The following is a 25,191-nucleotide window of genomic DNA, read 5'->3' on the forward strand; positions in this document are numbered from 1 at the left end:
GAAAACACTATGGCCCACAATCTCCACAAAACGCTAAAAGAATTCGACAGCGGTTCCGGCAAAGGCAAGTTCTACTCGCTGCCGCAACTCGGCAAGCAGCTTGGCGTGAAGATCAATCGTCTGCCGGTCTCGATCCGTCTGGTGCTCGAGTCTGTGCTGCGTAACTACGACGGCAAGAAGATCGCGGAAGAGCACATCGAGCAACTCGCGAACTGGAAGCCGAACGCCTCGCGCGTCGACGAAATCCCGTTTGTCGTCGCCCGCGTCGTGCTGCAGGACTTCACGGGCGTGCCGCTGCTCGCCGACATCGCCGCCATGCGCGGCGTGGCCAAGCAGGTTGGCAAGGACCCCAAGGTCATCGAACCGCTCGTGCCGGTGGACCTCGTCGTCGACCACTCGGTGCAGATCGACTACTTCCGCCAGAAGGACGCGCTCGACCTGAACATGAAGCTGGAATTCCAGCGCAACAACGAGCGCTACCAGTTCATGAAGTGGGGCATGCAGGCGTTCGACACGTTCAAGGTCGTGCCGCCGGGCATCGGCATCGTCCACCAGGTCAACCTGGAATACCTCGCGCGCGGCGTGCACAAGAAGGCTGAAGGCGCGGATACCGTCTACTACCCGGACACGCTCGTCGGCACCGACTCGCACACCACGATGATCAACGGCATCGGCGTGGTGGGCTGGGGCGTGGGCGGCATCGAAGCCGAAGCCGGCATGCTCGGCCAGCCGGTGTACTTCCTCACGCCGGACGTCGTCGGCGTCGAGTTGAAGGGCAAGCTGCGCGAAGGCTGCACGGCAACGGACCTCGTGCTGACCATTACCGAAATGCTGCGCAAGGAAAAGGTCGTCGGCAAGTTCGTCGAGTTCTTCGGCGAAGGCACGGCGTCGATCGGCGTGCCCGACCGCGCGACCATCGGCAACATGGCGCCCGAGTACGGCGCAACGATGGGCTTCTTCCCGGTCGACGAGAAGACGATCGACTACTTCAAGGGCACGGGCCGCACGGAAGCTGAAATCTCCGCGTTCGAGAACTACTTCAAGGCCCAGGATCTCTTCGGCGTGCCGAAGGCCGGCGACATCGACTACACGAAGACGCTCGTCCTCGACCTCGGCACGGTCGCGCCCTCGCTGGCCGGTCCGAAGCGCCCGCAAGACCGTATCGAAATCGGCCACGTGAAGTCGACCTTCACCGACCTGTTCTCGAAGCCGGTCGCGGAAAACGGCTTCAACAAGAAGGCCGCCGACCTCTCCGCCGAATACGCGGCGGGCGACAAGGTCAAGCTGCACAACGGCGACGTGCTGATCGCCGCGATCACGTCGTGCACGAACACGTCGAACCCGAGCGTGCTGCTGGCCGCCGGTCTGCTCGCGAAGAAGGCCGTGGAAGCGGGCCTGACGGTCGCGCCGCACATCAAGACGTCGCTCGCTCCGGGATCGCGCATCGTCACGGAATACCTGACGAAGACGGGCCTGCTGCCCTACCTCTCGAAGCTCGGCTTCGAGCTCGCGGCTTACGGCTGCACGACCTGTATCGGCAACGCCGGCGACCTGACGGCCGAGCTGAACGAGTCGATCGTCAAGAACGACGTCGTCGCGGCAGCGGTGCTCTCGGGCAACCGCAACTTCGAAGCGCGTATCCACCCGAACATCCGCGCGAACTTCCTGGCCTCGCCGCCGCTGGTCGTCGCTTACGCGATCGCGGGCAACATCACGCGCGACCTGATGACGGAACCGGTCGGCAAGGGCAAGGGCGGCCGCGACATCTACCTCGGCGACATCTGGCCGACGAGCGACGAAGTCAACGCGCTGCTCAAGTTCGCGCTCGACCCGGACGCGTTCCAGAAGAACTACAGCCAGCTCACGAAGAAGGGCGACCTGTGGAGCAAGATCGAAGGCGAAGAAGGTCAGGTCTACGACTGGCCGAAGTCGACCTACATCGCCGAGCCGCCGTTCTTCGGCAGCGATTTTTCGATGACGCCGTCGTCGGAAGTGGCCGAGATCAAGGGCGCGCGCGCACTGGGCATCTTCGGTGACTCGGTCACGACCGACCACATCAGCCCGGCTGGCTCGATCAAGGAAGACTCGCCCGCCGGCAAGTGGCTGAAGGAAAACGGCGTGCAGAAGGCCGACTTCAACAGCTACGGCTCGCGCCGCGGCAACCACGACGTGATGATGCGCGGCACCTTCGCGAACGTGCGTATCAAGAATCTGATGATCCCGGCGAAGGCCGACGGCACGCGCGTGGAAGGCGGCCTGACGCTTCACCAGCCGAGCGGCGAACAGCTGTCGATTTACGACGCCGCCATGAAGTACATCGACGCCGGCACGCCGACCATGGTGTTTGCAGGCGAAGAGTACGGCACGGGTTCGTCGCGTGACTGGGCAGCCAAGGGCACGCAGCTGCTGGGCGTGAAGGCCGTGGTCGCACGCAGCTTCGAGCGTATCCACCGCTCGAACCTGGTCGGCATGGGCGTTCTGCCGCTGCAGTTCAAGGGCTCGGACAGCGTGCAATCGCTCGGCCTGACTGGCGAAGAAACGTTCGACATCGAAGGCCTGACGGACGACTTCAAGCCGCAACAGGACCTGACGCTCGTGATCCACCACAAGGACGGCAAGGATCAGCGCGTGCAGGTGCTGCTGCGTATCGACACGCCGATCGAAGTCGACTACTACAAGCACGGCGGTATTCTGCCGTTCGTGCTGCGCTCGCTGCTCGCAGCGTAAGCAAGCCACTTTTTTGCAGGTGCCGCGCCCGGTAACGGGTGCGGTCACACTTGGAGCCCGACGTAAGTCGGGCTTTTTTTTCGGCTGTGCTTCGGGTTGAGCTATTCGATCAGCTTGTTCAAGGTGGCAAACTCGATCAACGCCGCAAGCGACGACACGCCAAGCTTGTCCAGCACGCGAGTTTTATAGGTGCTGACGGTCTTGTCTGAAAGCCCAAGCCGTGCCGCAATGCCCTTGTTGCTCATGCCGCGCGCGAGATGCTGCAACACTTCGACTTCGCGAGGCGACAGCCCATTGAGCGCCACGTCGCGGCCGCCGCCGCAGCTGCCCGCCGGGAAGCAGTCGTAGCCGAGCAGCACCGCCTTGACCACACCGCACAGCTCCTCCACGCCGCGATTCTTGTTGACATAGCCGTTCGCACCCGCCACGCGCGTGTGATTAGCCATGACCAACTCGGGCTTCGCAGAGAGCACGAGAATGCGCGCGCCGGGCTGCTTCACACGAATGCCGCGGATGACTGAAAGGCCGTCGAGCTTCGGCAACTCGAGGTCGAGGATCACCAGATCGGGATGCAATTGCTGAACGAGGCGAAGGCCCTCTTCGCCGTCGCTGCACTCTGCCACCAGTTCGTATTCCGTATTCAGCACGTTGGCGAGCATCTTCAGCACGATCGGATGGTCGTCGATTACAACGATGCGTTTCATTTTTTGTTCCATGGCGGAGTGATTTATTTGACCCTTCAGCGGGAATCTCACAGCCTGAACGACACGTCTTCGTTTTTGTATAGGAAAGTTCTGAAACGACGCTCAAGGTACTGGCCCAGGGTTAACCCATTGCGCGCGTAATTTGAATTTAACTAACGCGTGAATTAAAGTGAAACGATGATCACGCGCACCCGCACCGCCGCCGCTGCGCCCCGCCCGCGAGGCCGGCGCCGCGCCGCCGCCGACCTCGACATGCGCGAGCGGCTGCTCGCCAGCGCCACGCAACTGTTCGGCGAGCAGGGCATTGCGGCCACCACCATGGCGCAGATCGCCGAGGCCGCGGGTGTGACGTCCGCCATGGTTCACTACTACTTCACGAACCGCGAAAAGCTGCTCGACGCCGTGGTCGACGAGCGCATCGCGCGCTCCATTGCGTTCGTGTGGGAGAGTGTGGAGGGCGAGGTCGCGCAAGACCCTCACGCCCTCGTGGAGGAACTGCTCGCGAGGCTCTTTGAAGTCACCTCGCGCATGCCCTGGCTGCCGCCGCTGTGGCTGCGCGAAATCGTCAACGAAGGTGGCCTGCTGCGCGAGCGCATGCTCAAGCGGCTACCTACCGAGCAGTTGCAACGCTTTGCCGCGCGCATTGGCGAAGCGCAGCGCGACGGCAGCGTCAATGCTGAACTTGAAGCGCCGCTACTCTTCATCTCGATTCTCGCGCTCGTCATGCTGCCGCTCGCCACGTCGAAGATCTGGCAAAGCACGCGTGGCTTTCCGAAGATCGAGCGCGAGGCGCTGCATCGGCATGTAAGCGCGCTGTTGCGTGCGGCCTTGCGCCCAGCGCCGCAGGACAAGCGCGTGCGCCGCGCCGCGGGCCGCAAGGGAGACTCGCCATGAACCGCAGCATTGCCTGCCTATGCGTCATGGCGTTCGTGCTCGCCGCGTGTTCCAGGCAAGGAGCGCCCGGCTGGCAGGGCTATGCAGAAGGCGAGTATGTCTATCTCGCGTCGTCGCAGTCGGGAACGCTCACGCACCTCGAAGTGCAACGCGGGCAAACAGTGGCCGCCAATGCGCCCGCCTTCGCCCTCGACTCCGTCGAGGAAGCGGCCGCGCGCGACGAGGCACAACATCGGCTCACTGCCTCGCAGAAGCAGCTCGCCGACCTCCAAACCGGCAAGCGCCCGCCCGAAGTGCGTGTGACCGAGGCGCAGCTCGCGCAGGCCGAGGCGAACGCGCACAAGGCCGCGCTGCAACTCACGCGCGACGAGGCGCAACTGCGCGCAGGCGGCATTGCACAGGCGCAACTCGACGACTCGCGCGCGCAGGCCGCCTCCACGGCCGCCCAGGTGCGCGAACTGCAAAACCAGGTGCGCGTCGCGAATCTGCCGGGGCGTACCGCGCAAATCGCCGCCCAGGCCGCCGATGTCGAGGCCGCGCGCGCCTCGCTCGCGCAGGCACAGTGGCGGCTCGACCAGAAGCGCGTGAGCGTGCCCAGCGGCGGCCTCGTGTATGACACGCTATTTCGAGTGGGCGAGTGGGTGCAGGCGGGCAACCCTGTCGTGCAGATGTTGCCGCCGCAGAACGTGAAGGTGCGCTTCTTCGTACCCGAAACGATAGTCGGATCGCTCGCGCCCGGCCGCAAAGTCAACGTGCGTTGCGACGGTTGCGCCGCCGCGGTTCCCGCCACCATCACGTGGATTTCGAACGCCGCCGAATATACGCCGCCCGTCATCTACAGCAACGAGAACCGCGCGAAGCTCGTTTTCATGATCGAGGCGCGGCCTTCCGCACAGGACGCCGTCAAGCTGCATCCGGGCCAGCCGGTCGAGGTGACGCTGCAATGAGCACACCTGATCAATCCGCCGGTGACTACGCCATCGACGTACGCAATCTCAACAAGCATTTCGGCAGCAAGCATGTCGTGAACGACGTGTCGCTGCGTGTGGGGCGCGGCGAGATCTTCGGCTTTCTCGGCCCCAATGGCAGCGGCAAGACCACGTCGATTCGACTCATGTGCGGGCTGCTCACCCCCGACTCCGGTTCAGGCACGTGCCTGGGCTACGACATCCTGCGCGAGAGCGCGCAGATCAAGCGTCACGTGGGCTACATGACGCAGCGCTTTTCGTACTGGGAAGACCTGACGATCCGCGAGAACCTCGACTTCGTCGCACGCATCTACCAGATGCCGAACCGCCGCGAAGCCGTCGACCGCGCGCTCGAATCGCTCGGGCTCGCGAGCCGCGCGAGCCAGCTCACGGGCGCGCTTTCGGGCGGCTGGAAGCAGCGGCTCGCACTCGCGGCCTGCATGCTGCACGAGCCCGAACTGCTGCTGCTCGACGAACCGACTGCGGGCGTTGATCCTACCGCGCGCCGCGATTTTTGGGAGGAGTTGCACCGGCTCGCCGCGCGGGGCATTTCGGTGCTCGTGAGCACGCATTACATGGACGAAGCCGAGCGCTGCCACAAGCTCGCCTATATTGCCTACGGCAAGCTGCTCACGCAGGGCACCGCTGCTGAAGTGATCGCAGAACAGAACCTCGAAACATGGGCAATTCACGGCGAGCGGCTCAGCACGCTGGCCGCGCAGTTGCGCAACGCGCCGGGCATCGAGCAAACCGTGGTGTTCGGCTCCGCGCTGCATGCCAGCGGACGCGATCATGCGGCGCTCGCCACCGCGGTCGCGCGCGCCGTGGAAGGCCAGCCGTTGCGCGCGGAACGCATCGACACCGGCCTCGAAGATGTCTTCATCTACCTGATGAGCCATGCTCAGGATAACTACGGAGTGACGTCGTGAGCGCGTCGTTCTCGTTTTCCGTGGCGCGCTGGTGGAGCATCGTGCTCAAGGAGTTCTTGCAGCTCAAGCGCGACCGCATCACGTTCGCGATGATCGTTGGCCTGCCGATCATCCAGCTCACGCTGTTTGGCTACGCGATCAACACCGACCCCAAGCATCTGCCCACGGCCATTGTCGTGGGCGAGGACAGCGTGTTCGCACGCAGCTTCGTCGCGGGTATGCGAAATTCCGCCTATTTCGACGTAATCGAAACGCTGCCCGACGAAGCCTCGGCGCGCCAAGCGCTCGCGCGCGGCACGATTCAGTTCGTGCTTAGCATTCCTGTTGATTTCTCGCGACGCCTGCTACGCGGCGAAAGACCCTCGCTGCTCGTCGAAGCCGATGCGAGTGACCCCACCGCCATCACCACCGCGCTCGCCGCGCTGCCGGGGCTCGTCGCGCCCGTCGTCGCGAAGGACCTCACCGGCCCGCTCGCACACCTGAACGGCACGCCGGCCGCGTTCGACGTGCAGGTGCACCGGCTCTATAACCCCGAGGGCATTACGCAATACAACGTGGTACCGGGCCTCATGGGCGTGATCCTCACGATGACGATGGTGATGATGACGGGCCTTGCCATCACGCGCGAGCGCGAGCGCGGCACGATGGAGAATCTGCTCGCTACGCCCGTGCTGCCCATCGAGGTGATGACGGGCAAGATCATTCCGTACGTGGCGATTGGGCTGATCCAGGCGACCATCATCGTGCTCGCCGCGCGCTACGTGTTTCATGTGCCGTTCGCGGGCGGTCTCGTCACGCTCTATCTTTCAGCGCTGCTCTTCATCGCCGCGAATCTCACGGTGGGCATCACGCTCTCGTCGCTCGCGCAAAACCAGTTGCAGGCCATGCAGCTGACGATGTTCTATTTCCTGCCAAGCCTGCTGCTCTCCGGTTTCATGTTCCCGTTCGGCGGCATGCCGCGCTGGGCGCAGTGGCTCGGCAATCTGCTGCCGCTCACGTATTTCAACCGGCTCGTGCGCGGCATCCTGCTCAAGGGCAACGGCTGGACCGACTTGTGGCCTGCGGTCTGGCCGCTCGCCGTCTTCACAGTCGCGGTCATGGCGATCGCCGTACGCTTTTACCGGCGCACGCTCGATTAGCGCGAGGCACATCACCATGACGCGCGACGCCGCCTTTGCCCTCCTGTTTGTGCTCACGCTCTCGGGCTGCACCGTGGGCCCCGATTTCCACACGCCCGCCGCGCCCGATGCCACAGGATGGACGCGCGAGCCCGTGCCCGCGACGACCGCCAGTGCAACAGGCCCCGGCGGCGGGGCGCAGACCTTCGCCACAGCGGAACACGCGCCGAACGCGTGGTGGACACAATTCGGCAGTGCGCCGTTGAACGCACTCGTCGATCAGGCCTTGCGCGCGAGCCCTACGCTCGACTCGGCACGCGCCAAGCTCGTGCAAGCGCGCGAAAACTACAACGCGCAGGCGGGCGCGACGAACTTTCCGTCCGTCGATCTGAAACTGTCTGGCACGCGGCAGAAGGTCGATCTCGCTGCATTCGGCATTACGCAAGTGCCAAATCCGCCGCCATTTACGCTTTACAACGCTTCGGTCAGCGTCTCGTACGTATTCGACGTGTTCGGCGCCAACCGTCGCGCGCTTGAAGCCATGCTCGCCCAGGTCGATTATCAGGCATACGAAATGGAGGCTGCGCGACTTTCGGTGGCCGGCAACGTGGTCGCTGCCGCCATACGTCGCGCGTCGCTGCAACGCCAGATCGACCTCACGACGGAACTTGCGCAAACGCAGGCACGCCAGCTCGCGATCATGCAAGCGCGCTATGTTGCCGGCGGCGTAGCGGAAATCGACGTGCGAAGCCAGCGCACCCTGCTCGCCCAAACACGCGCCTCGCTGCCGCCGCTCGAAACGCAGCGCGATGCGGCGGAGCATCAGCTCGCAACGCTGCTGGGCGTAGCGCCTTCGCAATTCGCCGCGCCGCTCGACGCACTTTCTCTCGATACACTGAATCTGCCCGATACCGTCTCGCTCACTGTGCCTTCCACGCTGGCCCGCGAGCGTCCCGACATACGCGCCGTCGAGGCACTGCTGCACCAGGCCAGCGCGAACGTCGGCGTGGCAACCGCCAATCTCTTTCCACAGATCTCGCTCTCTGCGGGAATTGGATCGGAGCGCACGCACATCGAGGACGTCGTCAACGGACTCAATATCTGGAACGTGGGTCTCGGCCTCACACAACCGCTGTTCCATGGCGGCGAATTGCGCGCGAAGAAGCGTGCATCAGAAGCCGCCTATGAAGCCGCCTTCGCCGACTATCGTCAGACTGTCCTGCAAGCGTTGCAGCAGGTCGCCGACTCACTGCAGGCGCTCCAGAACGATGCGATCGAACTGCAAGCGCGCGACGACGCCGCCCGCGAGGCACAGGCCAACGCGGCGATCACACAAACACGCTACAGCGCAGGCGGCGTGAGCGAGTTTTCGCTGATCGATGCGCAACGCCAGGCACTCCAGACGATGCTCGACCGCACGCGCGTTCATGCGGATCGGCTAACTGACACCGCAGCGCTCTATCAAGCCTTGGGTGGCGCCACGCTCCCAGCCACAGAGGTCCCTGCGGCGGTCAACGATACATCGGCGCCCGCCGCGCCCGTTCGCTAATCCAGCGGCCGCACGCGGCAACCATCCAGCCATAACGGCAACCATTCGTTTCCTTCCGCTTGCGCAGCGGCTGCGCGACAATGATCCTCCCCCTGCTCCATCCGCAAACGAGAGACACGTATGAACCAGGCACAGCCGTCCCCCGCAAAACTGTCCCCCAACGATCTCGTCGCAGCCGACGCGCTCCAGCTTTCGGAATGGATACGCCTGCGCAAGGTGTCCTGCCGCGAAGTGATGACGGCGTTTCTCGACCATATCGAGCGTGTGAATACGCCGGCCAACGCCATCGTTTCACTGCGCGAGCGCGCCACGCTGCTCGCCGAGGCCGGCGAACGCGACGCCCAGCTCGCGCGAGGCGAGTACCTTGGCTGGATGCACGGTATGCCGCAAGCGCCGAAGGACCTCACGCCTACGGCCGGCATTCCGTACACGCAAGGCTCGCCGCTGTTCCGCAACGAAGTGCCCGCAACCGACTCCCTGATGGCCGCGCGTATGCGCGCACAGGGTGCGATTTTCATCGGCAAGACGAACACGCCGGAATTCGGCCTTGGCTCGAACACCTACAACACGGTCTTCGGCACCACGCTCAACGCTTACGACCCCACGCGCAGCGCGGGCGGCAGCAGCGGTGGCACGGCCGTGGCGCTCGCGCTGCGCATGCTGCCGGTAGCCGACGGCAGCGACATGATGGGCTCGCTGCGCAATCCTGCCGGCTGGAACAACGTGTTCGGGTTCCGTCCGTCGCAAGGGCGCGTGCCCTCCGTGCCTGCGCACGACCTGTTCTTCCACCAGCTCGGTTACGCGGGACCGATGGCCCGCAACGTGCCCGACCTCGCGATGCTGCTCTCCACCCAGGCGGGCTACGACGCGCGCGCACCGCTTTCCATCGCGGAAGATTCCGCACAGTTCGCGGGCCCGCTCGAACGTGATTTTGGTTGCGCGCGCATCGGTTGGCTGGGCGATTACGAGGGCTATCTGCCGATGGAAGACGGCGTGCTCGCACTGTGCGAAACGGCGCTCAAGGACTTCGAATCGATCGGCTGCAAGGTCGAGGCCGCGCGCCCCGACTTCGCCATGGAGCGCCTGTGGCAAACCTGGATCACGCTGCGCCACTTCTCGTGCGCGGGCACGCTGGGCGCGCTCTATCGCGACCCGGAAAAGCGCGCGCTGCTCAAGCCTGAAGCGCAATGGGAAGTGGAAGGCGGCTTGAGGCTCTCGGGCCAAGACGTGTGGAACGCCTCGGTCACGCGCAGCCAGTGGTACAACGCCCTGCTCGCCCTCTTCGATCGTTACGACTACCTCGTGCTGCCAAGCGCTCAACTCTTCCCGTTCGACGCGAGCGAGCATTGGCCGAAGTCGATCGCGGGCCGCGCGATGGACACCTATCACCGCTGGATGGAAGTGGTGATTGGCGGCAGTCTCGCCGGGCTGCCCGTAATCAGCGTACCTGCGGGCTTCAATGCGCAAGGCCTGCCGATGGGGTTGCAGGTGCTTGGCAAGCCGCAGGCGGATCTTTCGGTGCTGCAACTCGCTCACGCGTACGATCGAGCCACGCAGTGGATCAAGCGGCGCGTTCCAGCGCTGCTTCAGGCGTAACGCGCAGAAGCAAAAAGGCAGCGCCGCGGCGCTGCCTTTTTGCTCCATCGACATCTCACACCATTACGCCTTCACCGCGCGCGCTGCATTCCTGCCGCGCAACCATTCGAGCGCGAGCAGCAAACACGTGGAAAACACGATCAGGATCGTTGCGAGCGCAGCGATCGTCGGGCTGATGTTTTCGCGGATGCCCGTGAACATCTGGCGCGGCAACGTGGTCTGGTCGGCGCCCGCGAGGAAGAGCGTCACGACCACCTCATCGAACGAAGTCGCGAACGCAAAGAGCGCGCCCGAAATGACACCCGGCGCGATAACGGGCAGTGTGATGCGGAAGAACGTCGTGACCGGATTCGCCCCGAGCGAAAGGCTCGCACGCACGAGATTGTGATTGAAGCCCTGCAGCGTGGCCGCGACTGTCGTCACGACGAACGGCACGCCGAGCGACGCGTGCGCGAGGATCAGCCCGAGATACGTATTGGCGAGACCGAGCGGCGCGAAGAACAGATACATGCCTACGCCCACCACGACCACCGGCACGATCATCGGCGAGATCAGCACGGCCATGAGCACCGACTTGCCGCGGAAATCGGCCTTGGTGATACCGATGGCCGCGAGCGTGCCGAGCACGGTCGCCACGAGCGTTGCCGCCGGGCCCACGATGAAGCTGTTCTTCGCGGCCATACGCCATTCGTCCGACATCACGAGGTTCTCATACCAGCGCAGCGACCAGCCCGGAATCGGATAAACGAGGAACGTGCTCGACGAAAACGACAGCGGCACGATCGCGAGCACGGGAAGGATCAGATACAGCAGCGTGAGCACGACGAGCGCGCGCAGCGCGAAGTACCACACGCGTTCGACAGCCGACATATGCGGCGCAAAAAGCGGTTTGGCGAATTTCATGATTGCGCCTTCCTCAGCCGAGGCTCAGTTGCGTGCGCGTGAAGCGCCCGTAGACGAAATAGAGCACCGTGGTCGCCGCGAGCAGCAGCGCGCCGAGCGCGCAGGCCATCCCCCAGTTGATCGACACGTTGGTGAAGTACGCCACGTAGTAGCTGACCATCTGGTCGCCGGGGCCGCCGAGCAGCGCCGGCGTGATGTAGTAGCCAATCGAGAGAATGAACACGAGCAGCACGCCCGCACCCACGCCAGGATAGGTCTGCGGCACGTACACGCGCCAGAAGGCCGCGAACGGATGGCTGCCGAGCGACACGGCAGCGCGTTGGTACGTGGGCGGAATCGACTTCATCACGCTGTAGAGCGGCAGCACCATGAACGGCAGCAGGATGTGCGTCATCGAAATATAGACGCCCGTGCGATTGAATAGCAGCGTCAATGGATGCGAGATGAGGCCCGTGCCCAGCAGCGCCTTGTTGACGAGGCCCTCGCCCTGAAGAATCACGATCCACGCGGCCACGCGCACGAGAATCGACGTCCAGAACGGAATCAGCACGAGGATCATCACGAGATTCGCGCGGCGCTCGGAGAGCGTCGAGATCCAGTAGGCGAGCGGGTAGCCGAGCAGCAGCGCGAACACGGTCACGAACACGCTGATGACGAAGGTGCGGCCGAACACGTCGAGATAGATCTGCTGCTCAGGGTCGGCGGCCACGATACGGCCGAACGCGTCCTGCCGGTGATCGAGCGAGGCGAGCAGATAGAACGGTGAATAGCGCGAACTGTTCTTGGCGATGGCCTGCCAGTAAGCGACGTCGCTCCAGCGGTCGTCGAGTTCGACGATTTTGGCGCGCGTTTGCGCGGGGGTGAGCGTGAGCGGTTTGCCGTTGTCGTCTGCGAGCGGCATGGCGCGCGCCGTCTTCGCGACCAGCGAGCGAAAGCCCGCGATTTCCACGTTCAGGCGGCGCGCCAGTGCGCCCATCGCGTCGCCTTCCCGCACAACGGTCAGGTCTTGCGCTAGCGCCGCGTAGGCCGTGTCGGGCGGCGCGCTCTTGCGGTCCCAGTCGCGCAGCGCCGTAATGGTATGCGGCAGCGCCGCCGCCACTTCGGGATTCTGCACCGCGCGTGTGAGCAGCGCGGCGATCGGCACCACGAAAATCAGCAGCAAAAAGATCGCGAGCGGCGCGATCAGCATGAGCGCCATCGTGCGCTTCTTCGCTTGCGCCACGCGCAGTTCGCGCTTCAGGCGCGCGGTCTCTTCGCGTGCCGTGCCGGCACCGTTGGTCACGGTCGTCATTGTGGTCACTTACTGTCTCCAGCCTCTGGGCCGCACGAAGCAGCCAAACGCTCCGGTGCTTACGCACCGGAGCGTCACTCCATCACACTTACTTCGCGGCCCACGAGGCGAAGCGCTGCTCCAGCTCGTCGCCGTGATCGGTCCAGAACGTGAGGTTTTCCTGAATGGCGTTCTTGCCGTTGGCCGGCGAATTCGGCAGGTTGGCGAGCGTCTTCGCATCAAGCGCCTTGATCGCATTCGCGTTCACCGGGCCGTACGCGATGTGCTGCGCGTACGCCTGCTGCGGCTTCGTCGAAAGCGTGTAGGCGATGTACTGCTCGGCCAGCGCCTTGTTCGGCGCGCCCTTCGGGATCGCCCAGTAGTCGAGGTCGTAAATGCTGCCGGTCCACACCACCTTGAGGTTCTTGCCCTCACGCTGCGCGGCGTCGATACGGCCGTTGTACGCCGTGGACATCACCACGTCGCCCGCCACGAGGAACTGAGGCGGCTGCGCGCCGGCTTCCCACCACTGGATGTTCGGCTTCAGTTCATCGAGCTTCTTGAAAGCGCGGTCCTGACCGGCCTTCGTCGAGAGCACCTTGTAGACGTCCTGCGGCGCAACGCCGTCGGCCATCAGTGCGAATTCCATGTTGTAGCGGGCGCCCTTGCGCATGCCGCGCTTGCCCGGGAATTTCTTCACGTCCCAGAAGTCGGCCCAGTTCGCAGGTGCGGTCTTGAGCTTGTCGGCGTTGTAGGCGAGCGCCGTCGACCACACGAAAAAGCCTGCTCCGCAGGGCTGTTGCGCCTCTTTCATGAAGTCGCCCTTGTTGCCGAGCTTGGCCCAGTCGAGCTTCTCGTAGAGACCTTCGTCGCAGCCGCGCGCGATGTCGCCGGTTTCGACTTCCACCACGTCCCAGTCCACGTGCTTCGCGTCGACCATGGCCTTCACCTTGGCCTGCTCGCCGTTGTACTCGACAGCGGTGATCTTGTTGCCCGTCTGCGCCTGGAACGGCTCGTTGAACGCCGCCTTCTGCGCATTGCCATTGGCGCCGCCAAAGTTCACGACGGTCAGCTCCGCGGCATTCGCCACGCCGAACGAGAGTGCGAGCGCGGCCGCGACCGCTGCAACGCGCATGTTGCCGATCTGCTTCATGGTTGAGTCCCTTCTCCTTGGTGGTTTGTCTTGCCGGGCCATTCGATGCGAGAAACGTGGCCCGATCGTCGAGACGCTTGCTTTGCGAAGCGACGGCGCGCGAGATTGCGCGCCGCGCCCGCACGCCTCACGCGAACACGCGCAGATGCTCAGGCGCGAATTCGAGTGCGACCGGCTGGCCGGGCGCGAAGCCGTGGAGCGCCTCGGTGCCGAGCGGCACCTTCACGAAGCACTCGTCCTGCTGGGGCAGGCCACAGCGCATGCGCACGTGGTCGCCGAAATAGATGAGGCCACGCGCTTCACCCGCCAGCGCGTTCGTGCCATTGCCCTTCGAACCATTCGCGAGCTTCATGCGCTCGGGGCGAATGCAGGCGACAGCCGCGGCACCGGCCTGCGCACCCGCCACGTTGCGGCCCTTGAGACGCGTACCGTCGGCGAGATGCATTTCGCAGTACTCGCCATCCACGGCGGCGATGGTGCCGCGCAGCCGGTTGCTGTCGCCGATGAAGTTCGCCACGAATTCGTTGCACGGCGACTCGTAGAGCCGGTCCACGCTGTCGAGCTGCTGCACGATGCCCTTGTCGAACACGGCCACGCGGTCCGACATCGTGAGCGCTTCGCCCTGATCGTGCGTGACATATACGAAGGTGACGCCGAGCTTTTCGTGCAGCGATTTCAGTTCGTACTGCATATGTTCGCGCAATTGCTTGTCGAGCGCGCCGAGCGGCTCGTCCATCAGCACGAGCTTGGGCTGGAACACAAGCGCGCGGGCGAGCGCGATGCGCTGCTGCTGGCCGCCCGAGAGCTGCGCGGGATAGCGCTTCGCGAAGCCTTCCATGCGGACCATCTTGAGCGCGTCGTTCACGCGCTGCGCGCGCTCGGCAGTGGGCACCTTGCGCACGCCCAGAGGGTAAGCGACGTTCTGCTCGACCGTGAGATGCGGAAAGAGCGCGTAGTTCTGAAACACCATGCCGATGTCGCGCTTGTGCGGCGGCACATTGTTGAGCAGCTTGCCTTCGAGGCGGATCTCGCCGCCGGTGGGAAACTCGAAGCCGGCGAGCATCATCAGGCAGGTGGTTTTGCCCGATCCGGAAGGCCCGAGCAGCGTCAGAAACTCTCCTTGGTAAATATCAAGGTCAAGTTGTTTGACGACCAGTGTCTCGCCGTCGTACGTCTTGCGTACGCCGCGAAAGCTGACGATCACATCCGAGGTCTTCATTCGCCCTGTCTCCATTGCTTGCTCTTTCTCCCGGCCCGCCTATTCTGACGCGATTAAATAAATCCTGTCGCAGGCATTAACCGAAACTGACGTGCGAATTACTATAGATGCTCCCGGCTCTATACCATGGAGCCATTTCATTATTATCGATGGAACCACTTGGCCATGGTCATCCTGTCCGAATGGCTCGCGGCGCAGCTCGACAAGGAAAGCGCCGAGCCCGCCTACCGCCAGCTGCTGCAGCTCATGCAGCAGGCCATCCTGACGGGCCGGCTCGCGCCCGGCACCAAGCTGCCCAGCTCGCGCACGCTGGCCGGCGACCTCGGCGTGGCGCGCAACACCGTGCTGCACGTGTACGACCAGCTGAGCGCCGAGGGCTACGTGATCTCGACCACGGGCAGCGGCACCTATGTCGCCGACACACGCCCCGACTCGGCCGCCGTGAGCACGGCAGCGCCGCCCGCCGCCTCAGCCGACGAGGATGACGACGCGCGCGGCGCCTCCCCACGCGGCGACATGTCGTCGCGGGGCCAACGGCTCATCGATGAGGCGGGCGTGTCCGCCAAGCAGTGGGGCGCCTTCATGCCGGGCGTGCCCGACGTGGCCGAATTTCCCGCGCGCACGTGGAGCCGCCTGCAGGCGCGGCTGTGGAAATCGGCGAATCATGGTTTGCTAACCTACGCGCCCGGCGGCGGCTACCGGCCGCTGCGGCGTGCGCTTTCGGACTATCTGCGCGTGGCGCGCTCGGTGCGCTGCACGCCGGACCAGATCATCATCACGACCGGCATTCACCAGTCCATCGATCTCGCCGTGCGTCTGCTCGCCGACGTAGGCGACCGCGCATGGGTGGAAGAACCGTGCTATTGGGGCGCGCGCAGTGTGTTGCAGTCCTCAGGATTGACGCTCGCGCCCATTCCCGTCGACGAGGAAGGGCTCAATCCGCGCGAACAGGACCTGCGCGACCCGCCGCGCATCGCGCTCGTCACGCCTTCGCATCAATACCCGCTCGGCATGGTGATGAGCCTCGCGCGCCGCCGCACGCTGCTCGAATACGCGCGCCAGCACAAGGTATGGATCATTGAGGACGACTACGACAGCGAGTTCCGCTACGGCAGCCGCCCGCTTGCCTCACTGCAAGGTCTCGACGAGTCGGACCGCGTGATCTACGTCGGCAGTCTCGGCAAGCTGCTGTTTCCGGGCCTGCGCATCGGCTACATGGTCGTGCCCGAGCGGCTCGCGGCCACGTTCCGCACGGGCGTGGCGGAGCTGTATCGCGAAGGCCAGCTCATGCAGCAAGCGGTGCTCGCCGAATTCATCATGGACGGCTATCTCACCTCGCACGTGCGCCGCATGCGCACGCTCTATGGCGAGCGGCGCCAGTTGCTGATCGACGCGGTCACGCGCCATTTCGGCGACGCGCTGCCGGTCATGGGCGAGGAAGCGGGCCTGCACTTCGTGCTCGGCCTGCCCGACCACGCCGACGATCGCGCCGTCGCTACGGCCGCCTACGATGCGGGCGTGATCGTACGCCCGCTTGCGGCCTACTACAGTAGGCGCCAAGATCGCAAAGGATTGCTAACGGGTTACGCGTGCGTGCCTCACGAGGAAATCGCGCCGGCCTTTGCGACGCTCGCGCAGGTGATCGAGGAACACGCGTTTGCGAGGCCGAAAAAGCTGCGGCGCGCCGGCTGAACCTGAACCGAAGCGCGCCGCCGCATTGAATCGCTCCGCTTATTTCAACCCGAAGTCCACACGGGTAGTCGCGCCCTTGTCGTCGATGCCCTTCGCATCCAGCTTCGGCGCCACGATGAACACGCGGCTCGGATCGACCTTGCCTTCGAAGTATTGCTGCACCGCTTGCGCGCGCTGCTGAGCGAGATTGCGCAAGGCTGCATCGTCGACAGGCGCGTGGTCGGCCAGCGCCTGCTTCATGTCGTCCACGGGCAGCGTCTTCGTGAAACCGACCATGTTGCGCGGCTTCTTGAAGTCGGCATCCTTATAGGCCTTGGTGAGGTACTTTTCGTATTCCTTGTCGTCCACCTTGACCTGCGAGGTATCCACGCTCTCGCCGTTGCCCACCGTGTCCTTCACCTTTTGAAGCCGCACGAGGCGATCGACGTATCGCTCGCGCAGAGCAGGCGTGTCCACGGCCGGATCGACGCGGCCGATCAGGTCGATCTTGATCGAGGGTTTGTCGTCGAGCGCCTTCACGATCGTGTCGAGCTTCTTCTGGTCGGCGTCGGTCAGCGTTGCCGTGCCCGCGGCGAATTCGACATAGCCAAGATCTTCGCCGCCGCCGCCAAATGCGTTGGCGAGCAGCGTGAACGGCGCGGTCACCGCCTTCGCGATCAGGTTGAGCACCGCCTTCCAGATCAGACCGCCCAGGCTGAACTCGGGGTTCGAGAGTGAGCCCGACACCGGAATGTTCACGTCGATCTCACCCTTGCGATTCTTCAGCAGCGAGATCGCGAGACGCACCGGCAGCTTGGTCGCCGTGTCGTTGTCGATGTGATCGCCGAACGTGAGCTGGTCGATGAAGATATGGTTGTTCGCCGAGAGCTGGTCGTTCTCGAGCTGATAGTGCAGGTCGACGTTGAGCTTGCCCTTCGTGATCGGGTAGCCCGCGTACTTCGCCGAGTACGGCGTGAGATTCGTGAGTTCGATATCGTGCGCGCTCGCCGTGAGGTCGAGCGAGGGCTTCTCGATGAGCGGGTTTATCGTGCCCTTGATCGAGAGCGGCCCATTCGCCTTGAGCTTCGCTGAAACGTCCACAGGTGCGGGCGTCGTCGATTCCGTGCCGAACGCGCCCACCGTGCCGTGGATCTGCACGAGATCGGCGGTGTAGTTCGGCTTGATGAAGTTGTCGGTGTAGTTCACGCGGCCGTCTTGCAGCACGAGCTCGCCGAAGTGCATGCGCACGGGGTTTTTCGGCGCCTGCGCGGCCACGACCGTTGCAGGCGCCGAAGCCGGCGCGGGTGCGGAAGCGGTCTGAACGGGTGCGCTCGCCGCTTGCGGCGTGAGCGGCACGGGTTCGCGCGCGCCGGGTTTGCCGCTCGTGTCCTGCGTGAGCGACTGCGCCGCGCCGGTTTGATGCGCGACCACGTCCTTGAGATTGAGCTTGCCCTGCGCATCGAGCAGCACGCGGCCGTAGAAGCCGGAGAAGGTCACGCGGCTCGCGTCGACGTCGGTGCCGCGCGCGTCGTCGTAATCCGCCTTCAGGTTCGTGAGCGCGAGCGAGCGCCAGCCCGCGAACGGGCCGGACGTGGCCTTGTCGAGCATGCGCACGTCCACGAGCGCCGCGTCGCCGCGATAGTTGGCCTTGAGCGCCTTGCCCTGCTCCACGGAAAGCTGCCCGTTCATGTTGAGCAGCGCACTCGCGATCACCGCATTGAGCTGATTGCCGAAGTAAGGTTCGAACGCGGCAGCGTCGAGCCGGTTCGCGTCGATCTTGAGTTGCGCCGTGAGCGGCGTGGGGTTGATCTTGCCGCTCAGCGCCAGTGTGCCCTTCCGGTTGACGGTCGCCTTCAGGTCGATCGGCAGCGGGTGCCGCAGGTCGTCGCTGATCTGCTGGATCTTCAGGTCGAACGGCGTGATGGCGAGCTTCGCCGGGCGCTGCGTCGAGCTGTCCGTGAAGTTGATCGTGCCGTTGTTCAGCGTGAGGGCATCGATCGTGTAGCGCCAGGCCGGACCTTCCTGCACCGACTTCTGGGCCGCGTGAATCGCCGTGCGCTCGGGCGCCGCCTGATGCGCGGAGGCAAGCTGCGCCAGGTCGATCTTGCCGTCCTTCTGGCGCTCGGCGTTCACCACGAGGCCGGTCAAGTCCACCGAGGCGATCTGCGCCTTGCGTGCGTTGAGGTCGATGCCGCTCACCTGCACCGTGCCCTGAGCGAGCGTAATCGCCGGCGCGTTCGCTCCGCGTGCGGCGACCTTCAGCGACTCGAGCCCGAGCGTGCTCTGGCCGACCTGCACGACGGCGGGCTGCTGCGCCCAGTTGGCAGTGAGCTGTGACGTGAGGTTCAGCTTGCCGCCGATGATCTGCGCAGCGGTCACGTTGTCGATATAGGGCTGTGAGAGTGGCAGCGCCACCTGCTGAAGCTCGATCTTCGCATCGGCCGTTTTCGCGGCGAGGCTGAGCGCGCCCGCGACCTTCGCCGAGCCGCCTTCGCGCAGGTTCATCGCGAAGGTGTAGGGCGTGCCCGCTTTCGCCGTCGTCGAGAAGTTCGTAAGCGTGGTCGTGACGTCAGTGAGGTCGAATTCCGTGGGCCGCGATGGCACCTCGTCATGCACGTGCACGGTGCCGCTCGTGAGAGCGAACTGGCGGATCGACAGATCGAGCGGCGGGGGCTTCGTTTCAGCGGGGGCCGCTTGCGTTGCCGCAGCACCCGATGCGCCCGAAGCCGGCGCGGCGTTGGCGGCCTGCTCCTTTTGCGCCGCCGGCGTGCCCATCAGCTTTTCGACGCTCAGCACACCTTGCTTGTCGCGTGCGAGCCAGACGGTCGGTGCATCGAGCCGGATATCGTCGAAGCGATAGACGTTGCTGAACGGTTCGAGCGAGGCCGCCGCCACGTGCAGGCTGCGCGCGCCGAAAAACGGCGCGTTGGCGTTGTCGGTCGAGTCGAAGTCGTTCAGGTCGGTCGTGCCCGTCACGCGTAGCGTGGGCTGCTCGCCCGCCATCACGAAGTCGAGCTTGAGGTTGGTCGAGAGCTTGCCGCTTTTTACCGTGACGGGCAGCTTCGTGGGCGCGTAGCTGAGGAGCTTCGGCACGTCGAGGTCGGTCAGGCGCAGTTCCACTTCCGACTCGCGCGACGCGGAGAACGGCTTGGTCTTGCCGTCGATGGCGAGCGTGCTCGCGCCGTCGATGCGCGCGCGCAGCATCGGCTGGACGAAGATGTCGGTCTTGGAAGGCAGCGTGGCGATGAACGGAATGCCAAGCGACCAGCGGTCGATCACGTGCTTTTCGTTGAGCAGGCGATCGTCGAAGGTGATCTGGCCGTTCTCGACGCGGATGTTTGAAACCGAAAACGGCGTGGGCTTGCTGTTCGGTTTCGAGGGCGTCGAGAACTTCTCGATGAGGTCCGAGAAGTTGAAATGCTGCGCGTCGAGCCGCACGATCGTCGCGCGCGGCGAGTCGAGCCGCAGTTCGTCCACGATGGGCGCCGCGCGAAAGATCGACGACCACGACGCCTGCACGACGGCGCGCGAAACATCGAAGAAGTCGCCATTGCCGCCGCGCTCGCCGATATGCACGCGGTCCGCTTCGAGACGCAGCGTGTACGGATTGAGCGCGATGCGGCCGATCGTGACGGGTCGGTCGAGCTGCTTGCTCAGTTGCTGTTCGGCGACATGACGAATGATGGGCGGCGCGGCGAAGAAGCCGACCAGACCGAACACAATGAGAAAGATGACGACGCCCGTGAGGATGCGCCGGGTGCGGGGCGCACGCGCGACGGCGCGCACCGATTGCAAGGAAGAGTTGAGCGACGCTTTGTTGAGGCTTGCCATGCTTGCTTGCGGATAATGCGGCAACAGGCCCGCCGCGGTATGTGGGTCTGAAGTCGGAAATCCGGGGATGCCGACAGCCGGAAGTATAGGTCCGATAGAAGATCGGACGGCGGTAAAACGCCGCCCGAGGCGCAGGTATTGCGCAACAAGAAGTAACAACGGAAGTGCGATTGCCCGGTGGATGCCGCGCGTGTTGCGAGATGCATGAAAATGCGGGCGGGGAACGCGGGCGTTGCGCGCTTGAGTGGGCTTGAATGGGCTTACGCGGCGCAAAAAAAGCGTTGGCGGGACGCAGTCCCGTCAACGCCTGGTTCAGCCCGGTTCAGCGCTTACTGCCGCTCGACGGCGGGCGGCTGCCAGCTGCCATCGGTCGCTTGTGGCTTCGCGGCGTAGAGCCGCATCACAAGGCGGAAGTCGCCATGCGGCGCCGGCACCCAGTTCGCGCCGCCGCGCGGCCGCTCGGCGCTCACGTGCACATCGAGCGAACCGTCGCGGTTGCGCCGCGCGCCGCTGCGGTCGCCGAACGCCACACGCACGGGCGCGTCGGCGTCGAGCGCGCCATCGGTCGTATAGGCCGTGATCGACCAGAAGCCGCGCACCGGCGGCAACTGCTTCGCCGTGAAGTGGATCGTGTAGCGGTTCGCGCCGTTGAGCGCATGACCGTCGCTGTCCTGGCTCACACGGGCGCGCACTTCGTCGCGGGTAGTCGGAAGACCCGGCGACGTGTACGCCGCGTAGGCCCGCAGCGCGTAGTCGGGGCCGTAGTTGCCTGCGTCGTCGCCCACCCAGAGCCAGCCGTTGCCCGCCAGCAGGTTGGGTGGCGGCGTCGCGACGCGCGTGCGGGCGTCCGCGAGACCCGCCTTCACGACCGCGGCGTCCTTCGCGCCCGAGGGCAGTTGCGCCGGGTCGCCCGGATGCACGCCGATGTCGCCGAGAATCTTGAGCGCGTGCGCGTCGTCCGCCGTGGGCGGGTTGTCTTCCAGCGCCTGAGCGAGCCGGCCGAAGAAAGCGTTCGCGTCGAGCGCCGCGACCTGGGCGGACGGCGAGCCCGGTGCCGCCGGATCGCCGCTCTGCGTGGCGCCGACCGGTTCGTTGCCGCGCGCGCCGCCGTTGCCGCGTGCACCCGCCTTGCCGCGCCCGCCGCGATCGTCCCAGCCGGAAAGGGCCGTGACCTGCAGGCCGTGCTGCAGCCGCCGCGCGGCCGCAAGATCGCCGCCGCCGTGCGTCTGAACGCGCGCAAGGAACCACACGTAGCGCGTCGTCACGTCCACGCGCTTCACGCGCGCGGGCAGCGTGCCTTTCCAGCCGGCCGGAACGAATGCAATCGTTTGCGCTTTCAGGCCGCTGACGCGTTCGCCGGTTTGCGCCGCGCCCGTCGACCAGACGACGTTCGTCCACATGTCGAGCGCACGCGCGTCCATGTAGCGGCCGTGCGTGTCGGGCAGCGTGACGAGCACCGGCTCGCTCGAGACGTCGAGCCAGCCGCTGGAAGCCAGCGTATCGAGGTTGGGTTCGGGCGGGCTCGAAGCTCCGACGGGCGGCAGCGACTGCGCGTGGCGCAGTGTGTTCGGCGCAGCCTGGCCGGGGCCGGTACCCGTGGCGGCTTCGCGCGACACGTCCATCAGCACGACCGGATAGCCGAACACATAGGAGTCGGAGACTTCGTCCTTCATCCAGCCGTTGCTTTTCGGCGCAACGTCGCTTGGCGCCGAGGCGCATCCGGCAATCAAGGCGAGGCAGGCAAGCACGGAGCAGCTACGGTACGGCGAGAATGCTCGATGTATTGTTGTCATTTGTTGGTTGTATTCGGTGCGGGCGGTCCATGAAGTGACGTCGACCGGCTACCCACTCCGCGCGCGGGCCCCCCCAGGGCCGTCGTGATAGGCGCGCGGCAAGGCGCCAATGCCGCCGGTTCGTATCGTATCGCTCGCGCATGGGCCTGAAAAGACTACAGCGTGGAATATTGCCTTACAGCCGTGTAGCTTGCGCTCAGGCCCTGCATCTGAAATGAAAGTGACGCAGCGTCGCGCCCCTTGACCTTCCCATGATGGGAACGTAGATACTGCCTAACATCGAATACAGCCAGTGCTCGCACCATCACCATGAACGAACCCCTCGTCGCAGAGCGCGCCGATACCGCCGTGGCCGAACTCGAGGTCCACGGCATGACGTGCGCCTCATGCGCCATGCGCGTCGAGAAGGCGCTTGCCAAAGTACCGGGCGTCACGCGCGCCTCGGTCAACCTCGCCACCGAAAAGGCTACCGTCGAGGCCAGCCGCGGCGTCGCGCCCGCCGCGCTCATCGCCGCCGTCGAAAAGGCCGGCTACGAGGCGGTACCCGTCGCCACGGAAACCGCCACGCTCGCCATCGGCGGGATGACTTGCGCGTCGTGCGCGAACCGCGTCGAGAAGGCGCTTGCGCGTGTGCCAGGCGTAGCCGGCGTGAGCGTGAACCTCGCCACCGAGCAGGCCACCGTCAACACACGCTCGCCGCTCACGGGCGAATTGCAGGATCAGCTCGTCGCGGCCGTCAAAAAGGCCGGCTATGAAGCCACGCCGCTCGCCGCCGACGAAGACTCCACCCCGGCGAAAAGCGCCGCTGCCGGCGACGAAGCGCGCCGCGAATGGCGCGCCGTGCTGGTCTCGGCCGTGCTCACGACCCCGCTCGTGCTGCCGATGTTCGGCCACTGGCTCGGCTTCGACTGGATGCTGCCCCCAGCCGTACAGCTCGCGCTCGCGAGCGTCGTGCAGTTCGTGTTCGGCGCGCGCTTCTACCGCGCCGCCTGGAAGGCCATGCGGGCGGGCGCGGGCAACATGGATCTGCTGGTCGCGCTTGGCACCTCGGCCGCGTATGGCGTGAGCGTCTACGCGATGCTCGCGCACCCGGGCGACATGGCGCATCTGTATTTCGAGGCGTCGGCGGTCGTCATCACGCTCGTGCGCTTCGGCAAATGGCTCGAAGCGCGCGCGAAGCGGCAGACCACCGACGCGATCCGCGCCCTCAACGCGCTGCGGCCCGATCGCGCGCGCGTCCGCGTCGATGGCGGCGCTCGCGCAGAGGAGCGCGAAGTGCCGCTCGCTCAAGTGCGCGTAGGCAGCATCGTCGTCGTGCGCCCGGGCGAACGCCTGCCCGTGGACGGCGTCGTGCTCGAAGGCCGCAGCCACATCGACGAATCGCTCATCACGGGCGAAAGCCTGCCGGTGCCGAAAGCGCCCGACGATCCCGTCACTGCCGGCTCGATCAACGGCGAAGGCGCGATTGCCGTGCGCACCACGGCCATCGGCGCGGAAACCACGCTCGCACGCATCATCCGCCTCGTGGAAAGCGCGCAGGCCGAAAAGGCGCCGATCCAGCGTCTCGTCGACCGCGTGAGCGCCGTGTTCGTCCCTGCGATTCTCGTGATCGCCGTCATCACGCTGGGCGGCTGGCTGTTCACGGGCGCGGCCGCCGAAACGGCGATCCTCAACGCTGTGGCCGTGCTCGTGATCGCGTGCCCGTGCGCGCTCGGCCTCGCTACGCCCGCCGCGATCATGGCGGGCACCGGTGTCGCCGCGCGCCATGGTGTGCTCATCAAGGATGCCGAAGCATTGGAGACCGCCCACAACGTGAGCGTGGTCGCTTTCGACAAGACCGGCACGCTCACGCTCGGCCAGCCCTCGCTCACCGCGTTCGATGTGGCCGATGGTCTCGAACGCAACGAGGCGCTCGCGCTCGCCGCCGCCGTGCAGCGGCACAGCGACCACCCGCTCGCGAAGGCCGTGGTGCAGGCGTATGAAGCTCAGATGCAAAGCGCCGCCGCTTCGGTCGCCGCCGCCCATGCGCGCGCGGTGCCAGGGCGCGGCGTGGAGGCCGAAGTGAACGGGCGGCGCCTCGCAATCGGCAGCGGCCGCTGGCTCGACGAGCTGGCGATGACCGTGCCGCTCGCGCTCGCGGCACGCGCGCGTTCGCTCGAAGAGGCTGGCAATACGGTGTCGTGGTTGTTCGACCCGCACGGCGGCGTCCTCGCGTTGCTCGCGTTCGGCGACACGGTGAAGCCCACGGCGCGCGAAGCCATTGCGAGCCTCAAGGCGATGGGCATCCGCAGCGTGCTCGTGACCGGCGACAACGCGGGCAGCGCGGCGGCCGTCGCGGCGCAGCTCGGCATCGATGAAGTCCACGCGCAGGTGCTGCCCGACGACAAGGCGCGCACGATCCGCGACCTCAAGATCAAGAGCGGCAGCATCGTCGCAATGGCCGGCGACGGCATCAACGACGCACCCGCGCTCGCCGCCGCCGACATCGGTATTGCCATGGCCACGGGCACCGACGTCGCCATGCACGCGGCAGGCATCACGCTCATGCGCGGCGACCCGGCGCTCGTTGCCGCCGCAATCGATATTTCGCGGCGCACGTGGCGCAAGATTCAGCAGAACCTGTTCTGGGCGTTCATCTACAACCTGATCGGGATTCCGCTCGCCGCCTTCGGCCTGCTCAATCCCATGCTCGCGGGCGCGGCGATGGCGTTTTCGAGCGTGAGCGTCGTGACAAACGCGCTGCTGCTCAGAACGTGGCGGGCGACGCGCTAACGCAGAAATTCACCGCTCGACGTATCACGCGGAATATAACGAAAGGGCGCTTCATGTGCCCTTTTCTTCGTCCCGGCTTTCTTTTTGGAATCCG

16 protein-coding genes are annotated in these 25,191 nt (G+C 65.3%); 9 read left to right on the forward strand and 7 right to left on the reverse strand.

The genetic code is table 11. The annotated features are described in order from the left end of the window. Window positions 1-9 precede the first annotated feature (9 nt). Window positions 10-2,727, forward strand: a complete 2,718-nt coding sequence (gene acnA / locus L0U83_RS22315; protein WP_233886270.1) for an aconitate hydratase AcnA — start codon at window positions 10-12, stop codon at window positions 2,725-2,727. A gap of 101 nt (window positions 2,728-2,828) precedes the next feature. On the opposite strand, the gene L0U83_RS22320 is transcribed toward acnA, so the two are convergent. Continuing rightward, entirely contained in the window at window positions 2,829-3,431 is a 603-nt protein-coding gene (locus L0U83_RS22320; RefSeq protein WP_233886271.1) for a response regulator transcription factor, read from the reverse strand. A 177-nt stretch (window positions 3,432-3,608) separates the two neighbouring features. On the opposite strand from L0U83_RS22320, the gene L0U83_RS22325 reads away from it, so the two are divergent. The 6 genes from L0U83_RS22325 (at window position 3,609) to L0U83_RS22350 (ending at window position 10,485) form a co-directional block, all read left to right on the forward strand. After that, on the forward strand, window positions 3,609-4,325 hold the full coding sequence (locus L0U83_RS22325; RefSeq protein WP_233886272.1) for a TetR/AcrR family transcriptional regulator: 717 nt from the start codon (window positions 3,609-3,611) through the stop codon (window positions 4,323-4,325). Continuing rightward, complete coding sequence (locus L0U83_RS22330; protein WP_373321078.1) at window positions 4,322-5,272, forward strand: HlyD family secretion protein; 951 nt, start codon at window positions 4,322-4,324, stop codon at window positions 5,270-5,272. Before L0U83_RS22325 ends, L0U83_RS22330 begins: the two co-directional genes overlap by 4 nt. Further along, window positions 5,269-6,222, forward strand: coding sequence for an ABC transporter ATP-binding protein (locus L0U83_RS22335; RefSeq protein ID WP_233886273.1), 954 nt, complete (start codon window positions 5,269-5,271; stop codon window positions 6,220-6,222). The genes L0U83_RS22330 and L0U83_RS22335 overlap by 4 nt, the downstream gene beginning before the upstream one ends. Then, window positions 6,219-7,361 carry an ABC transporter permease gene (locus tag L0U83_RS22340; RefSeq protein WP_233886274.1) on the forward strand — a complete coding sequence of 381 codons (1,143 nt, stop codon included), beginning with the start codon at window positions 6,219-6,221 and terminating at the stop codon, window positions 7,359-7,361. The genes L0U83_RS22335 and L0U83_RS22340 overlap by 4 nt, the downstream gene beginning before the upstream one ends. 16 nt (window positions 7,362-7,377) lie before the next feature. Then, the gene (locus L0U83_RS22345; protein WP_233886275.1) at window positions 7,378-8,889 is read left to right on the forward strand and encodes an efflux transporter outer membrane subunit; all 1,512 of its coding nucleotides are present in this window, start codon (window positions 7,378-7,380) and stop codon (window positions 8,887-8,889) included. Between the two features lie 120 nt (window positions 8,890-9,009). Next, a complete protein-coding gene (locus L0U83_RS22350) occupies window positions 9,010-10,485 on the forward strand; it encodes an amidase (RefSeq protein ID WP_233886276.1) in 1,476 nt (491 codons plus the stop codon). 63 nt (window positions 10,486-10,548) lie between these two features. Here the strand turns inward: L0U83_RS22350 and L0U83_RS22355 are convergent, their stop codons facing one another. The 4 genes from L0U83_RS22355 to L0U83_RS22370 form a co-directional block, all read right to left on the reverse strand. Then, window positions 10,549-11,388, reverse strand: a complete 840-nt coding sequence (locus L0U83_RS22355; RefSeq protein ID WP_233886277.1) for an ABC transporter permease — start codon at window positions 11,386-11,388, stop codon at window positions 10,549-10,551. Between the two features lie 13 nt (window positions 11,389-11,401). Beyond that, on the reverse strand, window positions 11,402-12,679 hold the full coding sequence (locus L0U83_RS22360; RefSeq protein ID WP_233886605.1) for an ABC transporter permease: 1,278 nt from the start codon (window positions 12,677-12,679) through the stop codon (window positions 11,402-11,404). 88 nt (window positions 12,680-12,767) lie between these two features. Beyond that, window positions 12,768-13,793 (reverse strand): ABC transporter substrate-binding protein, encoded by a 1,026-nt coding sequence (locus tag L0U83_RS22365; protein WP_233886606.1) that lies wholly within the window; start codon window positions 13,791-13,793, stop codon window positions 12,768-12,770. A gap of 145 nt (window positions 13,794-13,938) precedes the next feature. After that, on the reverse strand, window positions 13,939-15,030 hold the full coding sequence (locus L0U83_RS22370) for an ABC transporter ATP-binding protein (RefSeq protein WP_233886278.1): 1,092 nt from the start codon (window positions 15,028-15,030) through the stop codon (window positions 13,939-13,941). Between the two features lie 159 nt (window positions 15,031-15,189). Here L0U83_RS22370 and pdxR point away from each other — a divergent pair, with 159 nt between their 5' ends. Then, entirely contained in the window at window positions 15,190-16,722 is a 1,533-nt protein-coding gene (gene pdxR, locus L0U83_RS22375; RefSeq protein ID WP_233886279.1) for a MocR-like pyridoxine biosynthesis transcription factor PdxR, read from the forward strand. Window positions 16,723-16,761: 39 nt separating this feature from the next. Here the strand turns inward: pdxR and L0U83_RS22380 are convergent, their stop codons facing one another. Further along, window positions 16,762-20,532, reverse strand: coding sequence for a DUF748 domain-containing protein (locus L0U83_RS22380; RefSeq protein ID WP_233886280.1), 3,771 nt, complete (start codon window positions 20,530-20,532; stop codon window positions 16,762-16,764). 329 nt (window positions 20,533-20,861) lie between these two features. Further along, window positions 20,862-22,325: a DUF1254 domain-containing protein gene (locus L0U83_RS22385; protein ID WP_233886281.1), complete on the reverse strand. Its 1,464-nt coding sequence runs from the start codon at window positions 22,323-22,325 to the stop codon at window positions 20,862-20,864. A 309-nt stretch (window positions 22,326-22,634) separates the two neighbouring features. Between L0U83_RS22385 and L0U83_RS22390 the strand changes: the two genes are divergently transcribed. Then, on the forward strand, window positions 22,635-25,097 hold the full coding sequence (locus L0U83_RS22390; protein ID WP_233886282.1) for a heavy metal translocating P-type ATPase: 2,463 nt from the start codon (window positions 22,635-22,637) through the stop codon (window positions 25,095-25,097). Window positions 25,098-25,191 lie beyond the last annotated feature (94 nt).

Source organism: Paraburkholderia flagellata, assembly GCF_021390645.1.
Lineage (GTDB): Bacteria > Pseudomonadota > Gammaproteobacteria > Burkholderiales > Burkholderiaceae > Paraburkholderia > Paraburkholderia flagellata.